Raw genomic sequence first — 14,643 nt, 5'->3', positions numbered from 1 at the left:
CCGCGCTGATGGCGCTGAACGGCGAAGACGACAACGAGCTCGGCACCACTGCGGTGAAGAAGCTGGTCGAGACCCTGGACAGCTACATCCCTGAGCCGGTTCGTGCCATCGACAAGCCGTTCCTGATGCCGATCGAAGACGTGTTCTCGATCTCCGGTCGCGGCACCGTGGTAACCGGTCGCGTAGAGCGCGGCATCGTCAAGGTTCAGGAAGAGATCGAGATCGTCGGTCTGCGTCCGACCACCAAGACTACCTGCACCGGCGTTGAGATGTTCCGCAAGCTGCTCGACGAAGGTCGTGCTGGCGAGAACTGCGGCGTGCTGCTGCGTGGCACCAAGCGTGACGAAGTGGAGCGTGGTCAGGTTCTGGCCAAGCCGGGCACCATCAAGCCGCACACCAAGTTCGAAGCCGAAGTGTACGTGCTGTCCAAGGAAGAAGGTGGTCGTCACACCCCGTTCTTCAAGGGCTACCGTCCGCAGTTCTACTTCCGTACCACTGACGTGACCGGATCGTGCGAACTGCCGGAAGGCGTCGAGATGGTGATGCCGGGCGACAACGTGAAGATGGTTGTCACCCTGATCAAGCCGATCGCCATGGAAGACGGCCTGCGCTTCGCGATTCGCGAAGGTGGTCGTACCGTTGGTGCCGGCGTGGTTGCCAAGATCGTCGAGTAATATTTGACGATGATGAAAGAGGCCCCTTCGGGGGCCTTTTTCTATTGTTGATCATTTATTGACACCCTATAGGTGCATCCGTACAATTGCGCCTCCTTTTACCGGGGGTATTGCGCCTGGTAGGGTGGCTACTTGGAGTCTGAGGTCAAAATGCAAAACCAACAAATCCGTATTCGGTTGAAGGCTTTTGACCATCGCCTGATCGATCAATCAACCCAGGAAATCGTGGAAACCGCGAAACGTACTGGTGCTCAGGTGCGTGGTCCGATTCCGCTGCCAACCCGCAAAGAGCGGTTCACTGTGCTGGTTTCTCCGCACGTCAACAAAGACGCGCGCGATCAGTATGAAATTCGAACCCACAAGCGTGTGCTGGACATCGTTCAGCCGACCGACAAAACCGTCGATGCGCTGATGAAGCTCGATCTTGCGGCTGGTGTGGAAGTGCAGATCAGCCTCGGCTAAAACCTGAGAGTTTTAGTCGTGTAACGCTCTGAAATGGGCGGCCATAGCGGGTGAAAGCCCCGTACACTCAAGAGGTTTAAAAATGACTATTGGTGTAGTCGGTCGTAAATGCGGCATGACCCGCGTTTTCACCGAGGATGGTGTCTCTATTCCGGTTACGGTCATCGAGATCGAGCCGAATCGCGTCACTCAGTTCAAGAATGAAGAGAGCGATGGCTATCGTGCAGTGCAGGTCACTGTCGGTGAGCGTCGTGCGTCCCGTGTTACCAAGGCTCAGGCCGGTCACTTCGCCAAGGCGAACGTGGCAGCAGGTCGTGGCGTCTGGGAATTCCGCCTCGAAGGCGAGGAGTTCCAGGTTGGTGACCAGATCAATGCCGAAATTTTCCAGGCGGGGCAGCTGGTGGATGTCACCGGTCAGTCCAAGGGTAAAGGCTTTGCCGGTACCATCAAGCGCTGGAATTTCCGTGGTCAGGACAATACCCACGGTAACTCCGTATCCCACCGCGTCCCGGGCTCTATTGGTCAGTGCCAGACTCCAGGTCGTGTATTCAAGGGCAAGAAGATGTCCGGGCACATGGGCGCCGAGCGCGTAACCGTGCAGTCTCTGGAAATCGTGCGTGTCGATGCCGAGCGTAACCTGCTGCTGGTCAAGGGTGCAGTCCCTGGTGCCACCGGTGGTGACGTGTTCGTGCGTCCGGCCGTCAAGGCTCGCGGTTAAGGGGGAGTTCACATGCAATTGAATGTAAATGGCGCACAGGCCATCGAAGTCTCCGATCGCACCTTTGGTGGTGAGTTCAACGAGACGCTGGTGCACCAGGCAGTCGTCGCCTACATGGCTGGCGGTCGTCAGGGTAGCAAGCAGCAGAAGACCCGCTCCGATGTGTCCGGGGGTGGCAAGCGTCCGTGGCGCCAGAAGGGCACCGGTCGCGCTCGTGCCGGTACCACTCGTGGTCCGATCTGGCGTGGCGGTGGTGTCACCTTCGCTGCTCGCCCGCAGAACCACGAGCAGAAGCTGAACAAGAAGATGTATCGCGCTGCGCTGCGTTCCATCCTTGCTGAGCTGGTTCGCTCCGAGCGTCTGGTGGTCGTAGAAGATTTCGCCGTCGATGCCCCGAAGACCAAGGCGCTTGCCAGCAAGCTCAATGGTATGGGTCTGAGCGACGTGCTGATCGTTTCCGATGCTGTCGATCAGAACCTGTACCTGGCTGCGCGCAATCTGCCGCATGTCGACGTACGTGACGTCCAGGGTTCCGATCCGGTCAGCCTGATCGCCTATGACAAGGTGTTGATCACCGTGTCGGCTGTGAAGAAATTCGAGGAGCTGCTGGGATGAACCAGGAACGCGTATTCAAAGTCCTGCTTGGTCCGCACGTCTCCGAGAAGGCTACCGTGCTGGCTGACAGCAAGAAGCAATTCGTTTTCAAGGTTGCGACTGACGCAACCAAGCTGGAAATCAAGAAGGCTGTTGAAAGCCTGTTCGACGTGAAGGTCGCCGCCGTCAACACCCTGAACGTTCAGGGCAAGACCAAGCGCACCGCTCGCGGTCTGGGCAAGCGCAACGACTGGAAGAAGGCTTATATCGCTCTTCAGCCAGGCCAGGATCTCGATTTCTCCGGCAGTGCTGAGTAAGGAAGGGGTGCATCATGGCAATCGTTAAATGCAAACCGACTTCCGCGGGCCGCCGTTTTGTGGTCAAGGTGGTCAATCAGGAGCTGCACAAAGGCGCTCCTTACGCACCGCTGCTCGAGAAGAAGTCGAAGACTGGCGGCCGTAACAACAACGGTCGTATCACCACTCGCCACATCGGCGGTGGTCACAAGCAGCATTACCGTCTGGTCGATTTTCGTCGCAACAAGGATGGCATTCCGGCCATCGTCGAGCGTATCGAATACGATCCGAACCGTACTGCGCACATCGCGCTGCTGAAGTATGCCGACGGTGAGCGTCGCTACATCATTGCGCCGAAAGGCGTGAGCGCTGGCGATCAGCTGGTCTCGGGCATCAATGCTCCGATCAAGGCTGGTAACAGCCTGCCGCTGCGTAACATCCCGCTGGGTTCTACCGTTCACGGTATCGAGCTCAAGCCGGGCAAGGGCGCTCAGCTCGTTCGCTCCGCTGGTGCTTCGGCTCAGCTGGTCGCTCGTGAGGGCTCCTATGTGACGCTGCGTCTGCGCTCCGGCGAAATGCGCAAGGTGTTGGCTGAATGCCGTGCGACCCTGGGCGAAGTCTCGAACTCCGAGCACAGCCTGCGTTCGCTGGGTAAGGCCGGTGCCAAGCGCTGGAAGGGCATTCGCCCGACCGTTCGTGGTGTCGCGATGAACCCGGTCGATCACCCGCACGGTGGTGGTGAAGGTCGTACCTCCGGTGGTCGTCATCCGGTGTCGCCATGGGGCTTCCCGACTAAGGGCGCGAAGACCCGCACTAACAAGCGCACCGATAACATGATCGTCCGTCGTCGCAAGTAACTAGAGGGATACGACAGTGCCGCGTTCTCTGAAAAAAGGTCCTTTTATCGATCTTCACCTACTGAAGAAGGTCGAAGCGGCGGTGGAAAAGAATGATCGCAAGCCGGTGAAAACCTGGTCGCGTCGTTCGATGATCCTGCCGCAGATGGTCGGTCTGACCATCGCTGTACACAACGGTCGCCAGCATGTTCCGGTCCTCGTGTCCGAAGACATGGTCGGCCACAAACTCGGCGAGTTCGCTGCTACCCGCACTTATCGTGGGCACGTGGCGGACAAGAAAGGCAAGCGCTAAGGGGTAAGGAAAGATGGAAGTAGCCGCTAAGTTGTCGGGCGCTCGCATCTCCGCCCAGAAAGCCCGCCTGGTCGCCGACCAGATCCGCGGGAAGAAGGTGGGCGATGCGCTCAACCTCCTGGCTTTCAGCAGTAAGAAAGCCGCCGAGATCATGAAGAAGGTGCTGGAGTCGGCCGTTGCCAACGCCGAGCACAACGAAGGCGCTGATGTGGATGACCTGAAAGTCTCCACCGTCTTCGTCAACGAAGGGCGTTCGCTTAAGCGCATCATGCCGCGTGCCAAAGGCCGCGCTGATCGCATCGTCAAGCGGTCTTGCCATATCACTGTCAAGGTTGCGGACAAGTAACGGAGTCGATCAGATGGGTCAGAAAGTACATCCCACTGGCATTCGCCTGGGAATCGTCAAGGAGCACACCTCCGTCTGGTACGCAGACGGCCGTACGTATGCAGACTATCTGCTTGCAGATCTGAACGTGCGTGAGTACCTCCAAGACAAACTAAAAAGCGCGTCCGTAAGCCGTATCGATATCCATCGCCCGGCTCAAACCGCACGCATCACCATCCACACCGCTCGTCCCGGCATCGTGATCGGCAAGAAGGGTGAGGATGTTGAGAAGCTGCGTCAGGACCTGACCAAGCAAATGGGTGTGCCGGTGCACATCAATATCGAAGAGATCCGCAAGCCGGAGCTCGACGCCATGCTGGTTGCACAGAGCGTAGCTCAGCAGCTGGAGCGTCGCGTGATGTTCCGTCGCGCCATGAAGCGCGCCGTACAGAACGCCATGCGTATTGGTGCCAAGGGCATCAAGATCCAGGTCAGTGGTCGTCTGGGTGGGGCTGAAATCGCCCGTACCGAGTGGTATCGCGAAGGTCGTGTGCCGCTGCACACCCTGCGTGCCGATATCGATTACAACACTTACGAAGCGCACACCACTTACGGTGTGATCGGCGTGAAGGTGTGGATCTTCAAAGGCGAAGTGATTGGTGGTCGCCATGAAGAGCTCAAGCCTCAAGCGCCTGCTCCTCGTAAAAAAGCTGCTAAGTAAGGGGTACGCCAAATGTTGCAACCCAAGCGTACAAAATTCCGCAAGCAGATGACCGGCCACAATCGTGGTCTGGCTCAGCGCGGTAGCAAGGTCAGCTTCGGCGAATTCGCGCTGAAGTCTGTTTCCCGTGGTCGTCTGACCGCGCGTCAGATCGAGGCTGCACGTCGTGCGCTGACTCGTCACGTCAAGCGTGGCGGCAAGATCTGGATCCGCGTGTTCCCCGACAAGCCCGTTACCAAGAAGCCCCTGGAAGTTCGTATGGGTAAAGGTAAGGGTAGCGTCGAGTACTGGGTAGCCCAGATTCAGCCGGGCAAGGTGCTCTACGAGATCGAGGGTGTTTCCGAAGAGCTGGCGCGTGAGGCTTTCGCCCTGGCCGCTGCAAAGCTGCCGCTCGCCACCTCCTTTGTTAAGCGGACGGTGATGTGATGAAAGCGAATGAACTTCGTGAAAAATCCGTTGAGCAGCTGAACGAGCAACTGCTCGAGCTGCTGCGGGACCAGTTCAATCTGCGTATGCAGAAAGCGACTGGCCAGTTGGGGCAGTCTCACCTGCTCTCGCAAGTCAAGCGCGACATCGCTCGTGTCAAGACTGTGCTCAACCAGCAGGCAGGTAAGTGATCATGGCTGAAGCTCAGAAAACCGTCCGCACGCTGACCGGCCGTGTCGTCAGCGACAAGATGGACAAGACCATCACCGTACTGATCGAGCGTCGCGTCAAGCACCCGATCTACGGCAAATACGTTAAGCGTTCGACCAAACTGCACGCCCACGACGAAACCAACCAGTGCAAGATCGGCGACAAGGTTTCCATTCGTGAAACCCGTCCGCAGTCCAAGACCAAGTCCTGGGCGCTGGTTGAAGTCGTTGAACGCGCCGTCGAAGTCTAAGGGCTAGGGGTCGGAGAAATTATATGATTCAGACTCAATCCATGCTCGATGTGGCTGATAACAGTGGCGCTCGTCGCGTCATGTGTATCAAGGTGCTCGGCGGTTCCCACCGCCGTTACGCCGGCATCGGCGACATTATCAAGGTCACCGTCAAGGAAGCGATTCCGCGTGGCAAGGTCAAGAAAGGCCAGGTGATGACCGCTGTAGTGGTCCGCACCCGTCACGGTGTTCGCCGTCCCGACGGCTCCATCATCCGCTTCGATGGCAACGCTGCTGTTCTGCTGAACAACAAGCAAGAGCCTATCGGCACCCGCATCTTCGGGCCGGTGACTCGTGAGCTTCGTACCGAGAAGTTCATGAAGATCGTTTCGCTCGCACCTGAAGTGCTGTAAGGAGTAGCCGCATGCAAAAGATTCGTCGCAACGACGAGATCATCGTCATCGCCGGCAAAGACAAGGGCAAGCGCGGTAAGGTGCTGAAGGTGCTCGCTGACGACCGTCTGGTCGTTGGCGGGATCAACCTGGTCAAGCGCCACACCAAGCCGAACCCGATGTCCGGTGTTCAGGGCGGTATCGTCGAGAAAGAGGCGCCTTTGCACGTCTCTAACGTCGCCATTTTCAACGGTGAAACCAACAAGGCAGACCGCGTTGGCTTCAAGGTTGAAGAAGGCAAGAAAATTCGTGTCTTCAAGTCGACCCAGAAGCCGGTTGACGCTTGAGACTGCTAGGTAGATAACCATGGCACGACTAAAAGAAGTTTATCGGAAGGAAATCGCGCCCAAGCTGAAGGAAGAACTTCAGCTCAAGAACGTGATGGAAGTTCCGCGCATTACCAAGATCACCCTCAACATGGGTATCGGCGAAGCGATCGGTGACAAGAAGATCATCGACAACGCGGTTGCCGATCTGGAAAAGATCACCGGTCAGAAGGTTGTAGTGACCCACGCTCGCAAGTCCATCGCAGGCTTCAAGGTCCGCGAAGGCTGGCCGATCGGTGTCAAGGTAACCCTGCGCAGCGATCGCATGTACGAATTCCTGGATCGTCTGCTTTCGATCTCCCTGCCGCGCGTGCGTGACTTCCGCGGCCTGAATGCCAAGTCCTTCGATGGCCGCGGCAACTACAGCATGGGTGTCAAAGAGCAGATCATCTTCCCGGAAATCGATTACGACAAGATCGATGCCCTGCGTGGTCTGGATATCACTCTGACCACTACTGCTCGGACGGATGATGAAGGTCGTGCGTTGCTGCGCGCTTTCAACTTCCCGTTCCGTAACTGATTGGAGTAGGCACATGGCTAAGCAAAGCATGAAGAACCGTGAGCTGAAGCGTCAGCGCACGGTTGCCAAGTTCGCCCAGAAGCGTGCGGCACTGAAAGCGATCATCGCTAGCCCGGAGTCCACTCCGGAGGCGCGTTGGGAAGCTCAGGTGGCCCTGCAGAAGCAGCCGCGTGATGCAAGCGCTTCGCGCCTGCGTAACCGCTGCCGTCTGACTGGCCGTCCGCACGGCGTCTATCGCAAGTTCGGCCTCGCGCGCAACATGCTGCGCCAGGCCGCCATGCGCGGTGACGTACCGGGCCTGGTCAAAGCCAGCTGGTAAGAATCAAACAGGGCCTTCGGGCCCTGTTTGTTTTCGGTCGAGCCCCTTTCGGGGCTTGATTCGTTTCTGGTGAGCGCCTAGAATGCCCGGCTCGCCTGAGCCTCGCATTTTTGTAGGGTTCGCCCGTTGGCGACACGAGCCGTCCAAGGCTTATTTTTTTGTTTTAGGAGCTAAGAGCCCATGAGTATGCAGGACCCGTTAGCGGACATGCTAACTCGTATCCGTAATGCCCAGATGGCCGAAAAGTCCGTCGTAAGCATGCCGTCTTCCACGCTGAAGGTGGCTGTAGCCAACGTTCTTCAAGGTGAAGGCTATATCGCGGGATACCAGGTCAGTGGCGACGTCAAGCCGCAGCTGTCCATCGAGCTTAAGTATTTCGAAGGCCGTCCGGTCATCGAGGAACTGAAGCGCGTAAGTCGTCCTGGCCTGCGCCAGTACAAATCCGTTGACCAGTTGCCGAAAGTTCGCGGTGGCCTGGGTGTCTCGATCGTCTCCACCAACAAGGGTGTGATGACTGATCGTGCTGCTCGCGCTGCTGGTGTCGGCGGCGAAGTGCTTTGCACTGTGTTCTAAGGGGGGATAAGCATGTCTCGCGTTGCTAAGAACCCCGTCAAGCTGCCCGCTGGCGTTGAAATCAAGATGTCCGGCCAGCAGCTTTCGGTGAAGGGTGCAAAAGGCGCTCTGGAGCTGAACGTTCATCCTTCCGTTGAGGTTATCCAGGAAGGTGGTGAGCTGCGTTTCGCCGGTCGTAACGGTGATCAGCAGACTCGCGCCATGGCCGGTACTACCCGCGCTCTGGTCAACAACATGGTGATCGGTGTCAGTCAGGGCTTCGAGCGCAAGCTCCAGCTGGTCGGCGTCGGTTACAAGGCGCAAGCCAAAGGTCAAGTGCTGTCCCTGGCTCTCGGTTTCTCGCATCCGGTGGATTATGAGCTGCCGCAAGGCGTCACCGCCGAGACCCCCAGCCAGACCGATATCCTGATCAAGGGTGTCGACAAGCAACTGGTCGGTCAGGTGGCTGCTGAAATTCGTGATTTCCGTCGTCCGGAGCCTTACAAGGGCAAAGGCGTGCGGTACTCGGATGAAGTAGTCCGTCGCAAAGAAGCTAAGAAGAAGTAGGGCATAGCAAATGAGCGTAAAGAAAGAAACTCGTCTGCGTCGCGCTCGCAAAGCGCGCCTGAAGATGCGCGAGCTGGAAGCCGTACGCCTCTGCGTGCACCGCTCTTCCCAGCACATCTACGCCCAGGTCCTTTCGGCCGACGGCGGCAAGGTCCTGGCAAGCGCCTCGACTCTGGACAAAGAACTGCGTGACGGTGCCACCGGCAACGTTGACGCTGCCAAGAAAGTCGGTCAACTGGTCGCCGAGCGCGCGAAAGCCGCAGGCGTCACTCAGGTGGCGTTCGACCGTTCTGGCTTCAAGTACCACGGTCGTGTGAAGGCACTGGCTGATGCTGCTCGTGAAGGCGGGCTGGAGTTCTAAGTTATGGCAAATAACGAGCAAAAGCGCGACGAAGGCTACATCGAGAAGCTGGTTCAAGTTAACCGCGTCGCAAAAACCGTGAAGGGTGGTCGTATCTTCACCTTCACCGCGCTGACTGTAGTTGGTGATGGTAAGGGTCGTGTTGGTTTCGGTCGCGGCAAGTCCCGCGAAGTGCCGGCTGCCATTCAGAAGGCCATGGAAGCGGCGCGCCGCAACATGATCCAGGTCGACTTGAACGGCACTACGCTTCAGTACGCCACCAAGGCGGCTCACGGCGCATCCAAGATCTACATGCAGCCTGCCTCCGAAGGTACCGGTGTTATCGCTGGTGGTGCCATGCGCGCCATCCTTGAAGTGGCCGGTGTGCACAACGTCCTGGCCAAGTGCTACGGCTCTACCAACCCGGTCAACGTGGTGCATGCCACCTTCAAGGGTCTGAAGGCGATGCAGTCGCCTGAGTCGATTGCTGCCAAGCGCGGCAAGAGCGTCGAGGAGATTTCCTGATCATGGCTAACACCGTCAAGGTTACGCTGATCAAGAGCGTCAGCGGTCGTATCCCCAATCACAAGCTGTGCGTCAAGGGCCTGGGCCTGCGTCGCATTGGTCACACCGTAGAAGTTCAGGATACTCCTGAGAACCGCGGCATGATCAACAAGGCTTACTACATGCTCCGTGTGGAGGGCTAAGCCATGCAACTGAACGATCTGCGTTCTGCGCCGGGTGCCCGTCGCGAAAAGCTGCGTCCGGGTCGTGGTATCGGCAGCGGTCTGGGTAAGACCGGTGGCCGTGGCCACAAAGGTCAGACTTCCCGCTCCGGCGGCAAGATCGCTCCGGGCTTCGAGGGTGGTCAGCAGCCGCTGCACCGCCGTCTGCCGAAGTTCGGCTTCGTTTCGCTGAAGGCCATGGATCGCGCAGAAGTGCGCACTTCCGAACTGGCCAAGGTGGAAGGCGACGTTGTTACCGTACAGAGCCTGAAAGACGCCAACGTCATCAACCACAACGTGCAGCGTGTGAAAGTCATGCTGTCCGGTGAGGTTGGGCGTGCGGTCACTCTAAAGGGCATCGCAGCCACCAAGGGTGCGCGTGCGGCTATCGAAGCAGCTGGCGGCAAGTTCGAGGAATAAATGGCTAAGCAAGGTGCTCTCTCCGCGCTGAGTAATGGTGGTCTGTCCGAACTCTGGGCTCGTCTGCGCTTTCTGTTCATGGCGATCATCGTCTACCGGATTGGCGCACACATTCCAGTACCCGGGATCAATCCCGATCGGCTGGCCGAGCTGTTCCGTCAGAACGAGGGGACCATCCTTAGCTTGTTCAACATGTTTTCCGGCGGTGCGCTGGAGCGCATGAGCATCTTTGCGCTGGGGATCATGCCGTACATCTCGGCATCGATCATCATGCAGCTCATGACCGCTGTCAGTCCGCAGCTGGAGCAGTTGAAGAAAGAAGGCGAAGCCGGTCGTCGCAAGATCAGCCAGTACACGCGTTACGGAACGCTGGTTCTGGCAATCGTGCAGGCCGTCGGCATGTCGGTCGGGCTGGCGGGGCAGGGTGTCGCGTTCAGTAACGACTTCGGCTTCTACTTCGTGGCCATCACGACCTTCGTGTCTGGTGCGATGTTCATGATGTGGCTGGGCGAGCAGATCACCGAGCGTGGGGTTGGCAACGGTATCTCGATGCTGATCTTCGCTGGAATCGTCGCCGGATTGCCGGGCGCGCTCGGGCAGTCGTTCGAGTCCGCTCGCCAAGGCGATATCAACATCATCGCTTTGCTGGCCGTGGGGCTGCTGGCGGTTGCGATCATCGGTTTCGTGGTGTTCATCGAGCGTGGGCAGCGTCGCATTGCGGTGCACTATGCCAAGCGTCAGCAAGGTCGTAAGGTCTTCGCTGCGCAGACCAGCCACCTGCCGTTGAAAGTCAACATGGCGGGCGTTATCCCGGCCATCTTCGCCAGCAGCATCCTGCTGTTCCCGGCTTCGCTGGGGCAGTGGTTCGGCCAGTCCGAAAACATGGGTTGGTTGGCTGATATCTCTCAGGCGATCGCGCCCGGGCAGCCGTTGAACATCCTGCTGTTCAGTGCTGGGATCATTTTCTTCTGCTTCTTCTATACGGCATTGATGTTCAATCCGAAGGACGTGGCAGAGAACCTGAAGAAGTCCGGTGCGTTTATTCCCGGGATTCGTCCTGGTGAGCAGTCGGCTCGCTATATCGATGGCGTGTTGACCCGCTTGACCATGTTCGGCGCCCTGTACATGACGGCTGTCTGCCTGCTGCCGCAGTTCCTTGTGGTTGCAGCCAACGTGCCGTTCTACCTTGGTGGGACCTCGTTGCTGATCGTGGTTGTGGTTGTCATGGACTTCATGTCCCAAGTGCAATCGCACCTCATGTCGCACCAGTACGATTCCCTGATGAAGAAAGCCAACCTGAAGGGCTACGGCAGCGGAATGCTCCGCTGAAGTGGCTCGTAAGGTTCTAGGAGTTGGTGATGAAAGTTCGTGCATCGGTTAAAAAGCTGTGCCGTAACTGCAAGATCATCCGTCGCGACGGTGTCGTGCGCGTGATCTGCAGCGCAGAACCGCGTCACAAGCAGCGCCAAGGCTGATTGTGTAAGGCGTTATAACCCGGCAGCTAGTGCGCTGCCGGGTTGAATATTTGTTATTACAGCGTTAATATCTCGCGCCCTTTTCTTGGCTTCCGGGGCGTAGGTAGCTGTCAATTGGAGTTTCACTGAATGGCCCGTATTGCAGGCGTCAACATTCCGGATAACAAGCACACTGTTATCTCGCTGACCTACATCTACGGTGTTGGTCGCACCCGTGCGCAGGAAATCTGTGCCGCTACCGGTGTGAATCCGGCAGCAAAGATCAAGGATCTTTCCGACGAGCAGGTCGAACTGCTGCGTGGCGAAGTCGGCAAGTTCATCGTTGAGGGCGACCTGCGTCGCGACGTCAACATGAAAATCAAGCGCTTGATGGACCTGGGTTGCTATCGCGGCCTGCGCCATCGTCGTGGTCTGCCGGTTCGCGGTCAGCGCACCAAGACCAACGCACGTACCCGTAAGGGCCCGCGCAAGCCGATCCGCAAGTAATCGCGTTAGCGAATCGACAGGAATCTAGTCATGGCAAAACCTGCTGCTCGTCCTCGTAAAAAAGTCAAAAAGACAGTGGTTGATGGCATCGCCCACATCCACGCTTCTTTCAACAACACCATCGTGACCATCACCGATCGTCAGGGCAATGCGCTGTCCTGGGCTACCTCGGGTGGTTCCGGTTTCCGCGGCTCGCGTAAGAGCACTCCGTTCGCTGCCCAGATCGCTGCAGAGCGCGCTGGCCAGGCTGCTCTGGAGTACGGCCTGAAGAACCTCGACGTCAACGTCAAGGGCCCGGGCCCGGGTCGTGAGTCCGCCGTGCGTGCTTTGAACGCATGTGGTTATAAAATCGCCAGCATCACCGACGTGACGCCGATCCCGCACAACGGGTGCCGTCCGCCGAAGAAGCGCCGCGTGTAATCAGGAGACAGTAAAGAATGGCTCGTTATATTGGTCCCAAGTGCAAACTGTCTCGTCGTGAAGGCACTGATCTCTTCCTGAAGAGTGGTGCGCGCGCGCTCGAATCCAAGTGCAACATTGAAACTCCGCCAGGTGTGCACGGCCAGCGTCGTGGCCGCCTGTCCGACTACGGCACCCAGCTGCGCGAGAAGCAGAAAGTGCGCCGTATCTACGGTGTGCTGGAGCGTCAGTTCAGCGGTTACTACAAGGAAGCTGCCAGCCGCAAGGGCGCTACCGGCGAGAACCTGCTGCAGCTGCTCGAGTGCCGTCTGGACAACGTCGTGTATCGCATGGGCTTCGGCTCCACTCGTGCCGAATCGCGCCAGCTGGTCTCGCACAAGTCGATCACCGTCAACGGTCAGACCGTGAACATCCCGTCGTACCAGGTCAAGGCCGGTGACGTGGTTGCTGTTCGCGAGAAGTGCCGTAACCAGCTGCGTATCGCCCAGGCCCTCGAACTGTGCGCTCAGCGCGGTCGCGTTGAATGGGTCGAAGTAGACGTCGACAAGAAATCCGGTGTTTTCAAGAATGTTCCGGCTCGCAGCGATCTGTCCGCCGACATCAACGAAAACCTGATTGTCGAGCTCTACTCCAAGTAAGGGCTAGAAAATAGGTGTATCCATGCAGAGTTCGGTAAATGAGTTCCTGACCCCCCGCCATATCGATGTGCAGGTGGTCAGTCCGACCCGTGCCAAGATCACTCTCGAGCCCCTCGAGCGTGGTTTTGGCCACACCCTGGGCAACGCGCTGCGTCGTATTCTGTTGTCCTCCATGCCCGGCTGCGCTGTGGTCGAGGCTGAGATCGACGGTGTGCTCCACGAGTACAGCGCCATCGAGGGCGTGCAGGAAGATGTAATCGAAATCCTGCTCAACCTCAAAGGTATCGCCATCAAGCTGCACGGCCGTGATGAAGTGACCTTGAGCCTGGTGAAGAAGGGCGCGGGCGCTGTTACCGCTGCCGATATCCAGCTGGATCACGATGTTGAAATCGTCAATGGCGATCACCTGATCGCCAATCTGGCGGCCAACGGCTCGCTCAACATGAAGCTCAAGGTCGCTCGCGGCCGTGGTTACGAGCCTGCTGATGCGCGTCAGAGCGACGAAGATGAAAGCCGTAGCATCGGTCGTCTTCAGCTCGACGCCACCTTCAGCCCGGTTCGTCGCGTGGCTTATGTGGTCGAGAATGCTCGTGTCGAGCAGCGCACCAACCTGGACAAGCTGGTCATTGACCTGGAAACCAACGGCACCCTGGATCCCGAAGAGGCGATCCGTCGTGCAGCGACCATCCTGCAACAGCAGCTGGCTGCGTTCGTCGACCTGAAGGGCGACAGCGAGCCGGTGGTTGTCGAGCAGGAAGACGAGATCGATCCGATCCTGTTGCGTCCGGTGGATGACCTGGAACTGACCGTACGTTCGGCCAACTGCCTCAAGGCAGAGAACATCTACTACATTGGTGATCTGATTCAGCGCACCGAAGTAGAGCTGTTGAAAACGCCGAACCTGGGCAAGAAGTCCCTGACCGAGATCAAGGACGTTCTGGCTTCGCGTGGTTTGTCCCTCGGTATGCGCCTGGATAACTGGCCGCCGGCAAGTCTCAAGAAGGACGATAAGGCCACTGCCTGATCGCCCCCAGTAACCGAACTGAACGTTTGGTAAGGAATTTCAATCATGCGTCATCGTAAAAGTGGCCGTCATCTGAGCCGCACCAGCGCCCACCGCAAGGCCATGTTCCAGAACATGGCGGTGTCGCTGTTCGAGCACGAACTGATCAAGACCACCCTGCCCAAGGCCAAAGAACTGCGTCGCGTTGCCGAGCCGCTGATCACCCTGGCCAAGGAAGACAGCGTTGCCAACCGCCGCCTGGCTTTCGACCGTACCCGTTCGAAAGCTGCTGTAGGCAAGCTGTTCAACGATCTGGGCAAGCGCTACGCCACCCGTCAGGGCGGCTATCTGCGCATCCTCAAGTGCGGTTTCCGCGCAGGGGACAACGCACCTATGGCTTACGTCGAGCTGGTTGACCGTCCGGTCGCTGGTGAGGTTGAAGCCGCAGCCGAGTAATCGGCCGCTGTATAAAGAACCGGGCCTAGGCCCGGTTTTTTATTGTCTGACCGATGGTGGTGCTCTATCAGGTTGGTTCGTTTAATAAATTAGTTCTTTGTTGGCGTCTCGTTAGAATTCTCCTCAAGCCGACTTCATCG

Annotated in this window: 29 protein-coding genes; all 29 read left to right on the top strand. The window is 58.1% G+C overall.

Going from position 1 to position 14,643, the window contains the following annotated elements; genetic code table 11:
• Nucleotides 1–674 (top strand): EF-Tu C-terminal domain-related protein (locus tag ACVRRC_RS19415; protein ID WP_472997389.1); only part of this gene is annotated, 674 nt, incomplete at its 5' end.
• Nucleotides 675–824: 150 nt separating this feature from the next.
• Nucleotides 825–1,136 (top strand): 30S ribosomal protein S10, encoded by a 312-nt coding sequence (rpsJ, locus tag ACVRRC_RS19410; protein ID WP_003186070.1) that lies wholly within the window; start codon nt 825–827, stop codon nt 1,134–1,136.
• An 82-nt stretch (nt 1,137–1,218) separates the two neighbouring features.
• Nucleotides 1,219–1,854 (top strand): 50S ribosomal protein L3, encoded by a 636-nt coding sequence (gene rplC, locus ACVRRC_RS19405; protein ID WP_011911987.1) that lies wholly within the window; start codon nt 1,219–1,221, stop codon nt 1,852–1,854.
• Nucleotides 1,855–1,866: 12 nt separating this feature from the next.
• Nucleotides 1,867–2,469, top strand: a complete 603-nt coding sequence (rplD, locus tag ACVRRC_RS19400) for a 50S ribosomal protein L4 (RefSeq protein WP_011911988.1) — start codon at nt 1,867–1,869, stop codon at nt 2,467–2,469.
• On the top strand, nt 2,466–2,765 hold the full coding sequence (gene rplW / locus ACVRRC_RS19395) for a 50S ribosomal protein L23 (RefSeq protein ID WP_003281842.1): 300 nt from the start codon (nt 2,466–2,468) through the stop codon (nt 2,763–2,765). The genes rplD and rplW overlap by 4 nt, the downstream gene beginning before the upstream one ends.
• A 14-nt stretch (nt 2,766–2,779) precedes the next feature.
• Complete coding sequence (gene rplB, locus ACVRRC_RS19390; protein ID WP_011911989.1) at nt 2,780–3,601, top strand: 50S ribosomal protein L2; 822 nt, start codon at nt 2,780–2,782, stop codon at nt 3,599–3,601.
• Nucleotides 3,602–3,617: 16 nt separating this feature from the next.
• A complete protein-coding gene (gene rpsS / locus ACVRRC_RS19385; protein ID WP_003293029.1) occupies nt 3,618–3,893 on the top strand; it encodes a 30S ribosomal protein S19 in 276 nt (91 codons plus the stop codon).
• Nucleotides 3,894–3,906: 13 nt separating this feature from the next.
• The gene (gene rplV, locus ACVRRC_RS19380) at nt 3,907–4,239 is read left to right on the top strand and encodes a 50S ribosomal protein L22 (protein ID WP_003304070.1); all 333 of its coding nucleotides are present in this window, start codon (nt 3,907–3,909) and stop codon (nt 4,237–4,239) included.
• 13 nt (nt 4,240–4,252) lie between these two features.
• Complete coding sequence (gene rpsC / locus ACVRRC_RS19375) at nt 4,253–4,939, top strand: 30S ribosomal protein S3 (RefSeq protein WP_003289210.1); 687 nt, start codon at nt 4,253–4,255, stop codon at nt 4,937–4,939.
• Nucleotides 4,940–4,951: 12 nt separating this feature from the next.
• A complete protein-coding gene (gene rplP / locus ACVRRC_RS19370; RefSeq protein WP_003281836.1) occupies nt 4,952–5,365 on the top strand; it encodes a 50S ribosomal protein L16 in 414 nt (137 codons plus the stop codon).
• Nucleotides 5,365–5,556: a 50S ribosomal protein L29 gene (gene rpmC / locus ACVRRC_RS19365; protein ID WP_003281834.1), complete on the top strand. Its 192-nt coding sequence runs from the start codon at nt 5,365–5,367 to the stop codon at nt 5,554–5,556. Before rplP ends, rpmC begins: the two co-directional genes overlap by 1 nt.
• Nucleotides 5,557–5,558: 2 nt before the next feature.
• On the top strand, nt 5,559–5,825 hold the full coding sequence (gene rpsQ, locus ACVRRC_RS19360) for a 30S ribosomal protein S17 (protein WP_011911990.1): 267 nt from the start codon (nt 5,559–5,561) through the stop codon (nt 5,823–5,825).
• A gap of 23 nt (nt 5,826–5,848) precedes the next feature.
• On the top strand, nt 5,849–6,217 hold the full coding sequence (rplN, locus tag ACVRRC_RS19355; protein WP_003281831.1) for a 50S ribosomal protein L14: 369 nt from the start codon (nt 5,849–5,851) through the stop codon (nt 6,215–6,217).
• Nucleotides 6,218–6,228: 11 nt separating this feature from the next.
• Entirely contained in the window at nt 6,229–6,543 is a 315-nt protein-coding gene (gene rplX / locus ACVRRC_RS19350) for a 50S ribosomal protein L24 (protein ID WP_003304067.1), read from the top strand.
• A 19-nt stretch (nt 6,544–6,562) separates the two neighbouring features.
• Nucleotides 6,563–7,102, top strand: coding sequence for a 50S ribosomal protein L5 (gene rplE, locus ACVRRC_RS19345; RefSeq protein WP_011911991.1), 540 nt, complete (start codon nt 6,563–6,565; stop codon nt 7,100–7,102).
• Nucleotides 7,103–7,115: 13 nt separating this feature from the next.
• Nucleotides 7,116–7,421: a 30S ribosomal protein S14 gene (gene rpsN / locus ACVRRC_RS19340; protein ID WP_011911992.1), complete on the top strand. Its 306-nt coding sequence runs from the start codon at nt 7,116–7,118 to the stop codon at nt 7,419–7,421.
• 180 nt (nt 7,422–7,601) lie between these two features.
• Nucleotides 7,602–7,994, top strand: coding sequence for a 30S ribosomal protein S8 (gene rpsH / locus ACVRRC_RS19335; RefSeq protein WP_011911993.1), 393 nt, complete (start codon nt 7,602–7,604; stop codon nt 7,992–7,994).
• A 12-nt stretch (nt 7,995–8,006) separates the two neighbouring features.
• Nucleotides 8,007–8,540: a 50S ribosomal protein L6 gene (rplF, locus tag ACVRRC_RS19330; RefSeq protein WP_011911994.1), complete on the top strand. Its 534-nt coding sequence runs from the start codon at nt 8,007–8,009 to the stop codon at nt 8,538–8,540.
• Nucleotides 8,541–8,550: 10 nt separating this feature from the next.
• Entirely contained in the window at nt 8,551–8,901 is a 351-nt protein-coding gene (gene rplR / locus ACVRRC_RS19325) for a 50S ribosomal protein L18 (protein WP_013981715.1), read from the top strand.
• 3 nt (nt 8,902–8,904) lie between these two features.
• Nucleotides 8,905–9,405: a 30S ribosomal protein S5 gene (gene rpsE / locus ACVRRC_RS19320; RefSeq protein ID WP_011911996.1), complete on the top strand. Its 501-nt coding sequence runs from the start codon at nt 8,905–8,907 to the stop codon at nt 9,403–9,405.
• Between the two features lie 2 nt (nt 9,406–9,407).
• Nucleotides 9,408–9,587, top strand: a complete 180-nt coding sequence (gene rpmD, locus ACVRRC_RS19315; RefSeq protein ID WP_003281818.1) for a 50S ribosomal protein L30 — start codon at nt 9,408–9,410, stop codon at nt 9,585–9,587.
• A 3-nt stretch (nt 9,588–9,590) separates the two neighbouring features.
• A complete protein-coding gene (rplO, locus tag ACVRRC_RS19310; protein WP_472997386.1) occupies nt 9,591–10,025 on the top strand; it encodes a 50S ribosomal protein L15 in 435 nt (144 codons plus the stop codon).
• A complete protein-coding gene (gene secY, locus ACVRRC_RS19305; RefSeq protein ID WP_011911997.1) occupies nt 10,026–11,354 on the top strand; it encodes a preprotein translocase subunit SecY in 1,329 nt (442 codons plus the stop codon).
• Between the two features lie 29 nt (nt 11,355–11,383).
• Complete coding sequence (rpmJ, locus tag ACVRRC_RS19300) at nt 11,384–11,500, top strand: 50S ribosomal protein L36 (RefSeq protein ID WP_003281814.1); 117 nt, start codon at nt 11,384–11,386, stop codon at nt 11,498–11,500.
• A 129-nt stretch (nt 11,501–11,629) separates the two neighbouring features.
• Nucleotides 11,630–11,986: a 30S ribosomal protein S13 gene (gene rpsM, locus ACVRRC_RS19295; RefSeq protein WP_011911998.1), complete on the top strand. Its 357-nt coding sequence runs from the start codon at nt 11,630–11,632 to the stop codon at nt 11,984–11,986.
• Between the two features lie 30 nt (nt 11,987–12,016).
• Complete coding sequence (gene rpsK, locus ACVRRC_RS19290) at nt 12,017–12,406, top strand: 30S ribosomal protein S11 (protein ID WP_003281811.1); 390 nt, start codon at nt 12,017–12,019, stop codon at nt 12,404–12,406.
• Between the two features lie 17 nt (nt 12,407–12,423).
• On the top strand, nt 12,424–13,044 hold the full coding sequence (gene rpsD / locus ACVRRC_RS19285; RefSeq protein ID WP_061373972.1) for a 30S ribosomal protein S4: 621 nt from the start codon (nt 12,424–12,426) through the stop codon (nt 13,042–13,044).
• A 22-nt stretch (nt 13,045–13,066) separates the two neighbouring features.
• On the top strand, nt 13,067–14,068 hold the full coding sequence (locus tag ACVRRC_RS19280; protein WP_003293045.1) for a DNA-directed RNA polymerase subunit alpha: 1,002 nt from the start codon (nt 13,067–13,069) through the stop codon (nt 14,066–14,068).
• A gap of 45 nt (nt 14,069–14,113) precedes the next feature.
• The gene (gene rplQ / locus ACVRRC_RS19275) at nt 14,114–14,503 is read left to right on the top strand and encodes a 50S ribosomal protein L17 (protein WP_011912000.1); all 390 of its coding nucleotides are present in this window, start codon (nt 14,114–14,116) and stop codon (nt 14,501–14,503) included.
• Nucleotides 14,504–14,643: the final 140 nt, after the last annotated feature.

The organism is Stutzerimonas sp. LR2, from assembly GCF_055755175.1.
This window is presented reverse-complemented; position numbering and strand designations above follow the sequence as displayed.

Excerpts from the sequence above, each read along its gene's own strand:
- rpmJ (WP_003281814.1), top strand. The coding sequence starts at position 11,384 with ATGAAAGTTCGTGCATCGGTTAAAAAGCTGTGCCGTAACTGCAAGATC.
- rpmC (WP_003281834.1), top strand. The coding sequence starts at position 5,365 with ATGAAAGCGAATGAACTTCGTGAAAAATCCGTTGAGCAGCTGAACGAG.
- rpsC (WP_003289210.1), top strand. The coding sequence starts at position 4,253 with ATGGGTCAGAAAGTACATCCCACTGGCATTCGCCTGGGAATCGTCAAG.
- rpsK (WP_003281811.1), top strand. The coding sequence starts at position 12,017 with ATGGCAAAACCTGCTGCTCGTCCTCGTAAAAAAGTCAAAAAGACAGTG.
- rpsM (WP_011911998.1), top strand. The coding sequence starts at position 11,630 with ATGGCCCGTATTGCAGGCGTCAACATTCCGGATAACAAGCACACTGTT.
- rplC (WP_011911987.1), top strand. The coding sequence starts at position 1,219 with ATGACTATTGGTGTAGTCGGTCGTAAATGCGGCATGACCCGCGTTTTC.
- rplQ (WP_011912000.1), top strand. The coding sequence starts at position 14,114 with ATGCGTCATCGTAAAAGTGGCCGTCATCTGAGCCGCACCAGCGCCCAC.
- secY (WP_011911997.1), top strand. The coding sequence starts at position 10,026 with ATGGCTAAGCAAGGTGCTCTCTCCGCGCTGAGTAATGGTGGTCTGTCC.
- rpsQ (WP_011911990.1), top strand. The coding sequence starts at position 5,559 with ATGGCTGAAGCTCAGAAAACCGTCCGCACGCTGACCGGCCGTGTCGTC.
- rplD (WP_011911988.1), top strand. The coding sequence starts at position 1,867 with ATGCAATTGAATGTAAATGGCGCACAGGCCATCGAAGTCTCCGATCGC.
- rpsN (WP_011911992.1), top strand. The coding sequence starts at position 7,116 with ATGGCTAAGCAAAGCATGAAGAACCGTGAGCTGAAGCGTCAGCGCACG.
- rplF (WP_011911994.1), top strand. The coding sequence starts at position 8,007 with ATGTCTCGCGTTGCTAAGAACCCCGTCAAGCTGCCCGCTGGCGTTGAA.
- rplO (WP_472997386.1), top strand. The coding sequence starts at position 9,591 with ATGCAACTGAACGATCTGCGTTCTGCGCCGGGTGCCCGTCGCGAAAAG.
- ACVRRC_RS19280 (WP_003293045.1), top strand. The coding sequence starts at position 13,067 with ATGCAGAGTTCGGTAAATGAGTTCCTGACCCCCCGCCATATCGATGTG.
- rplB (WP_011911989.1), top strand. The coding sequence starts at position 2,780 with ATGGCAATCGTTAAATGCAAACCGACTTCCGCGGGCCGCCGTTTTGTG.
- rplW (WP_003281842.1), top strand. The coding sequence starts at position 2,466 with ATGAACCAGGAACGCGTATTCAAAGTCCTGCTTGGTCCGCACGTCTCC.
- rpsE (WP_011911996.1), top strand. The coding sequence starts at position 8,905 with ATGGCAAATAACGAGCAAAAGCGCGACGAAGGCTACATCGAGAAGCTG.
- rpsH (WP_011911993.1), top strand. The coding sequence starts at position 7,602 with ATGAGTATGCAGGACCCGTTAGCGGACATGCTAACTCGTATCCGTAAT.
- rplR (WP_013981715.1), top strand. The coding sequence starts at position 8,551 with ATGAGCGTAAAGAAAGAAACTCGTCTGCGTCGCGCTCGCAAAGCGCGC.
- rplV (WP_003304070.1), top strand. The coding sequence starts at position 3,907 with ATGGAAGTAGCCGCTAAGTTGTCGGGCGCTCGCATCTCCGCCCAGAAA.
- rplP (WP_003281836.1), top strand. The coding sequence starts at position 4,952 with ATGTTGCAACCCAAGCGTACAAAATTCCGCAAGCAGATGACCGGCCAC.
- rpsJ (WP_003186070.1), top strand. The coding sequence starts at position 825 with ATGCAAAACCAACAAATCCGTATTCGGTTGAAGGCTTTTGACCATCGC.
- rpsD (WP_061373972.1), top strand. The coding sequence starts at position 12,424 with ATGGCTCGTTATATTGGTCCCAAGTGCAAACTGTCTCGTCGTGAAGGC.
- rpmD (WP_003281818.1), top strand. The coding sequence starts at position 9,408 with ATGGCTAACACCGTCAAGGTTACGCTGATCAAGAGCGTCAGCGGTCGT.
- rplE (WP_011911991.1), top strand. The coding sequence starts at position 6,563 with ATGGCACGACTAAAAGAAGTTTATCGGAAGGAAATCGCGCCCAAGCTG.
- rplX (WP_003304067.1), top strand. The coding sequence starts at position 6,229 with ATGCAAAAGATTCGTCGCAACGACGAGATCATCGTCATCGCCGGCAAA.
- rplN (WP_003281831.1), top strand. The coding sequence starts at position 5,849 with ATGATTCAGACTCAATCCATGCTCGATGTGGCTGATAACAGTGGCGCT.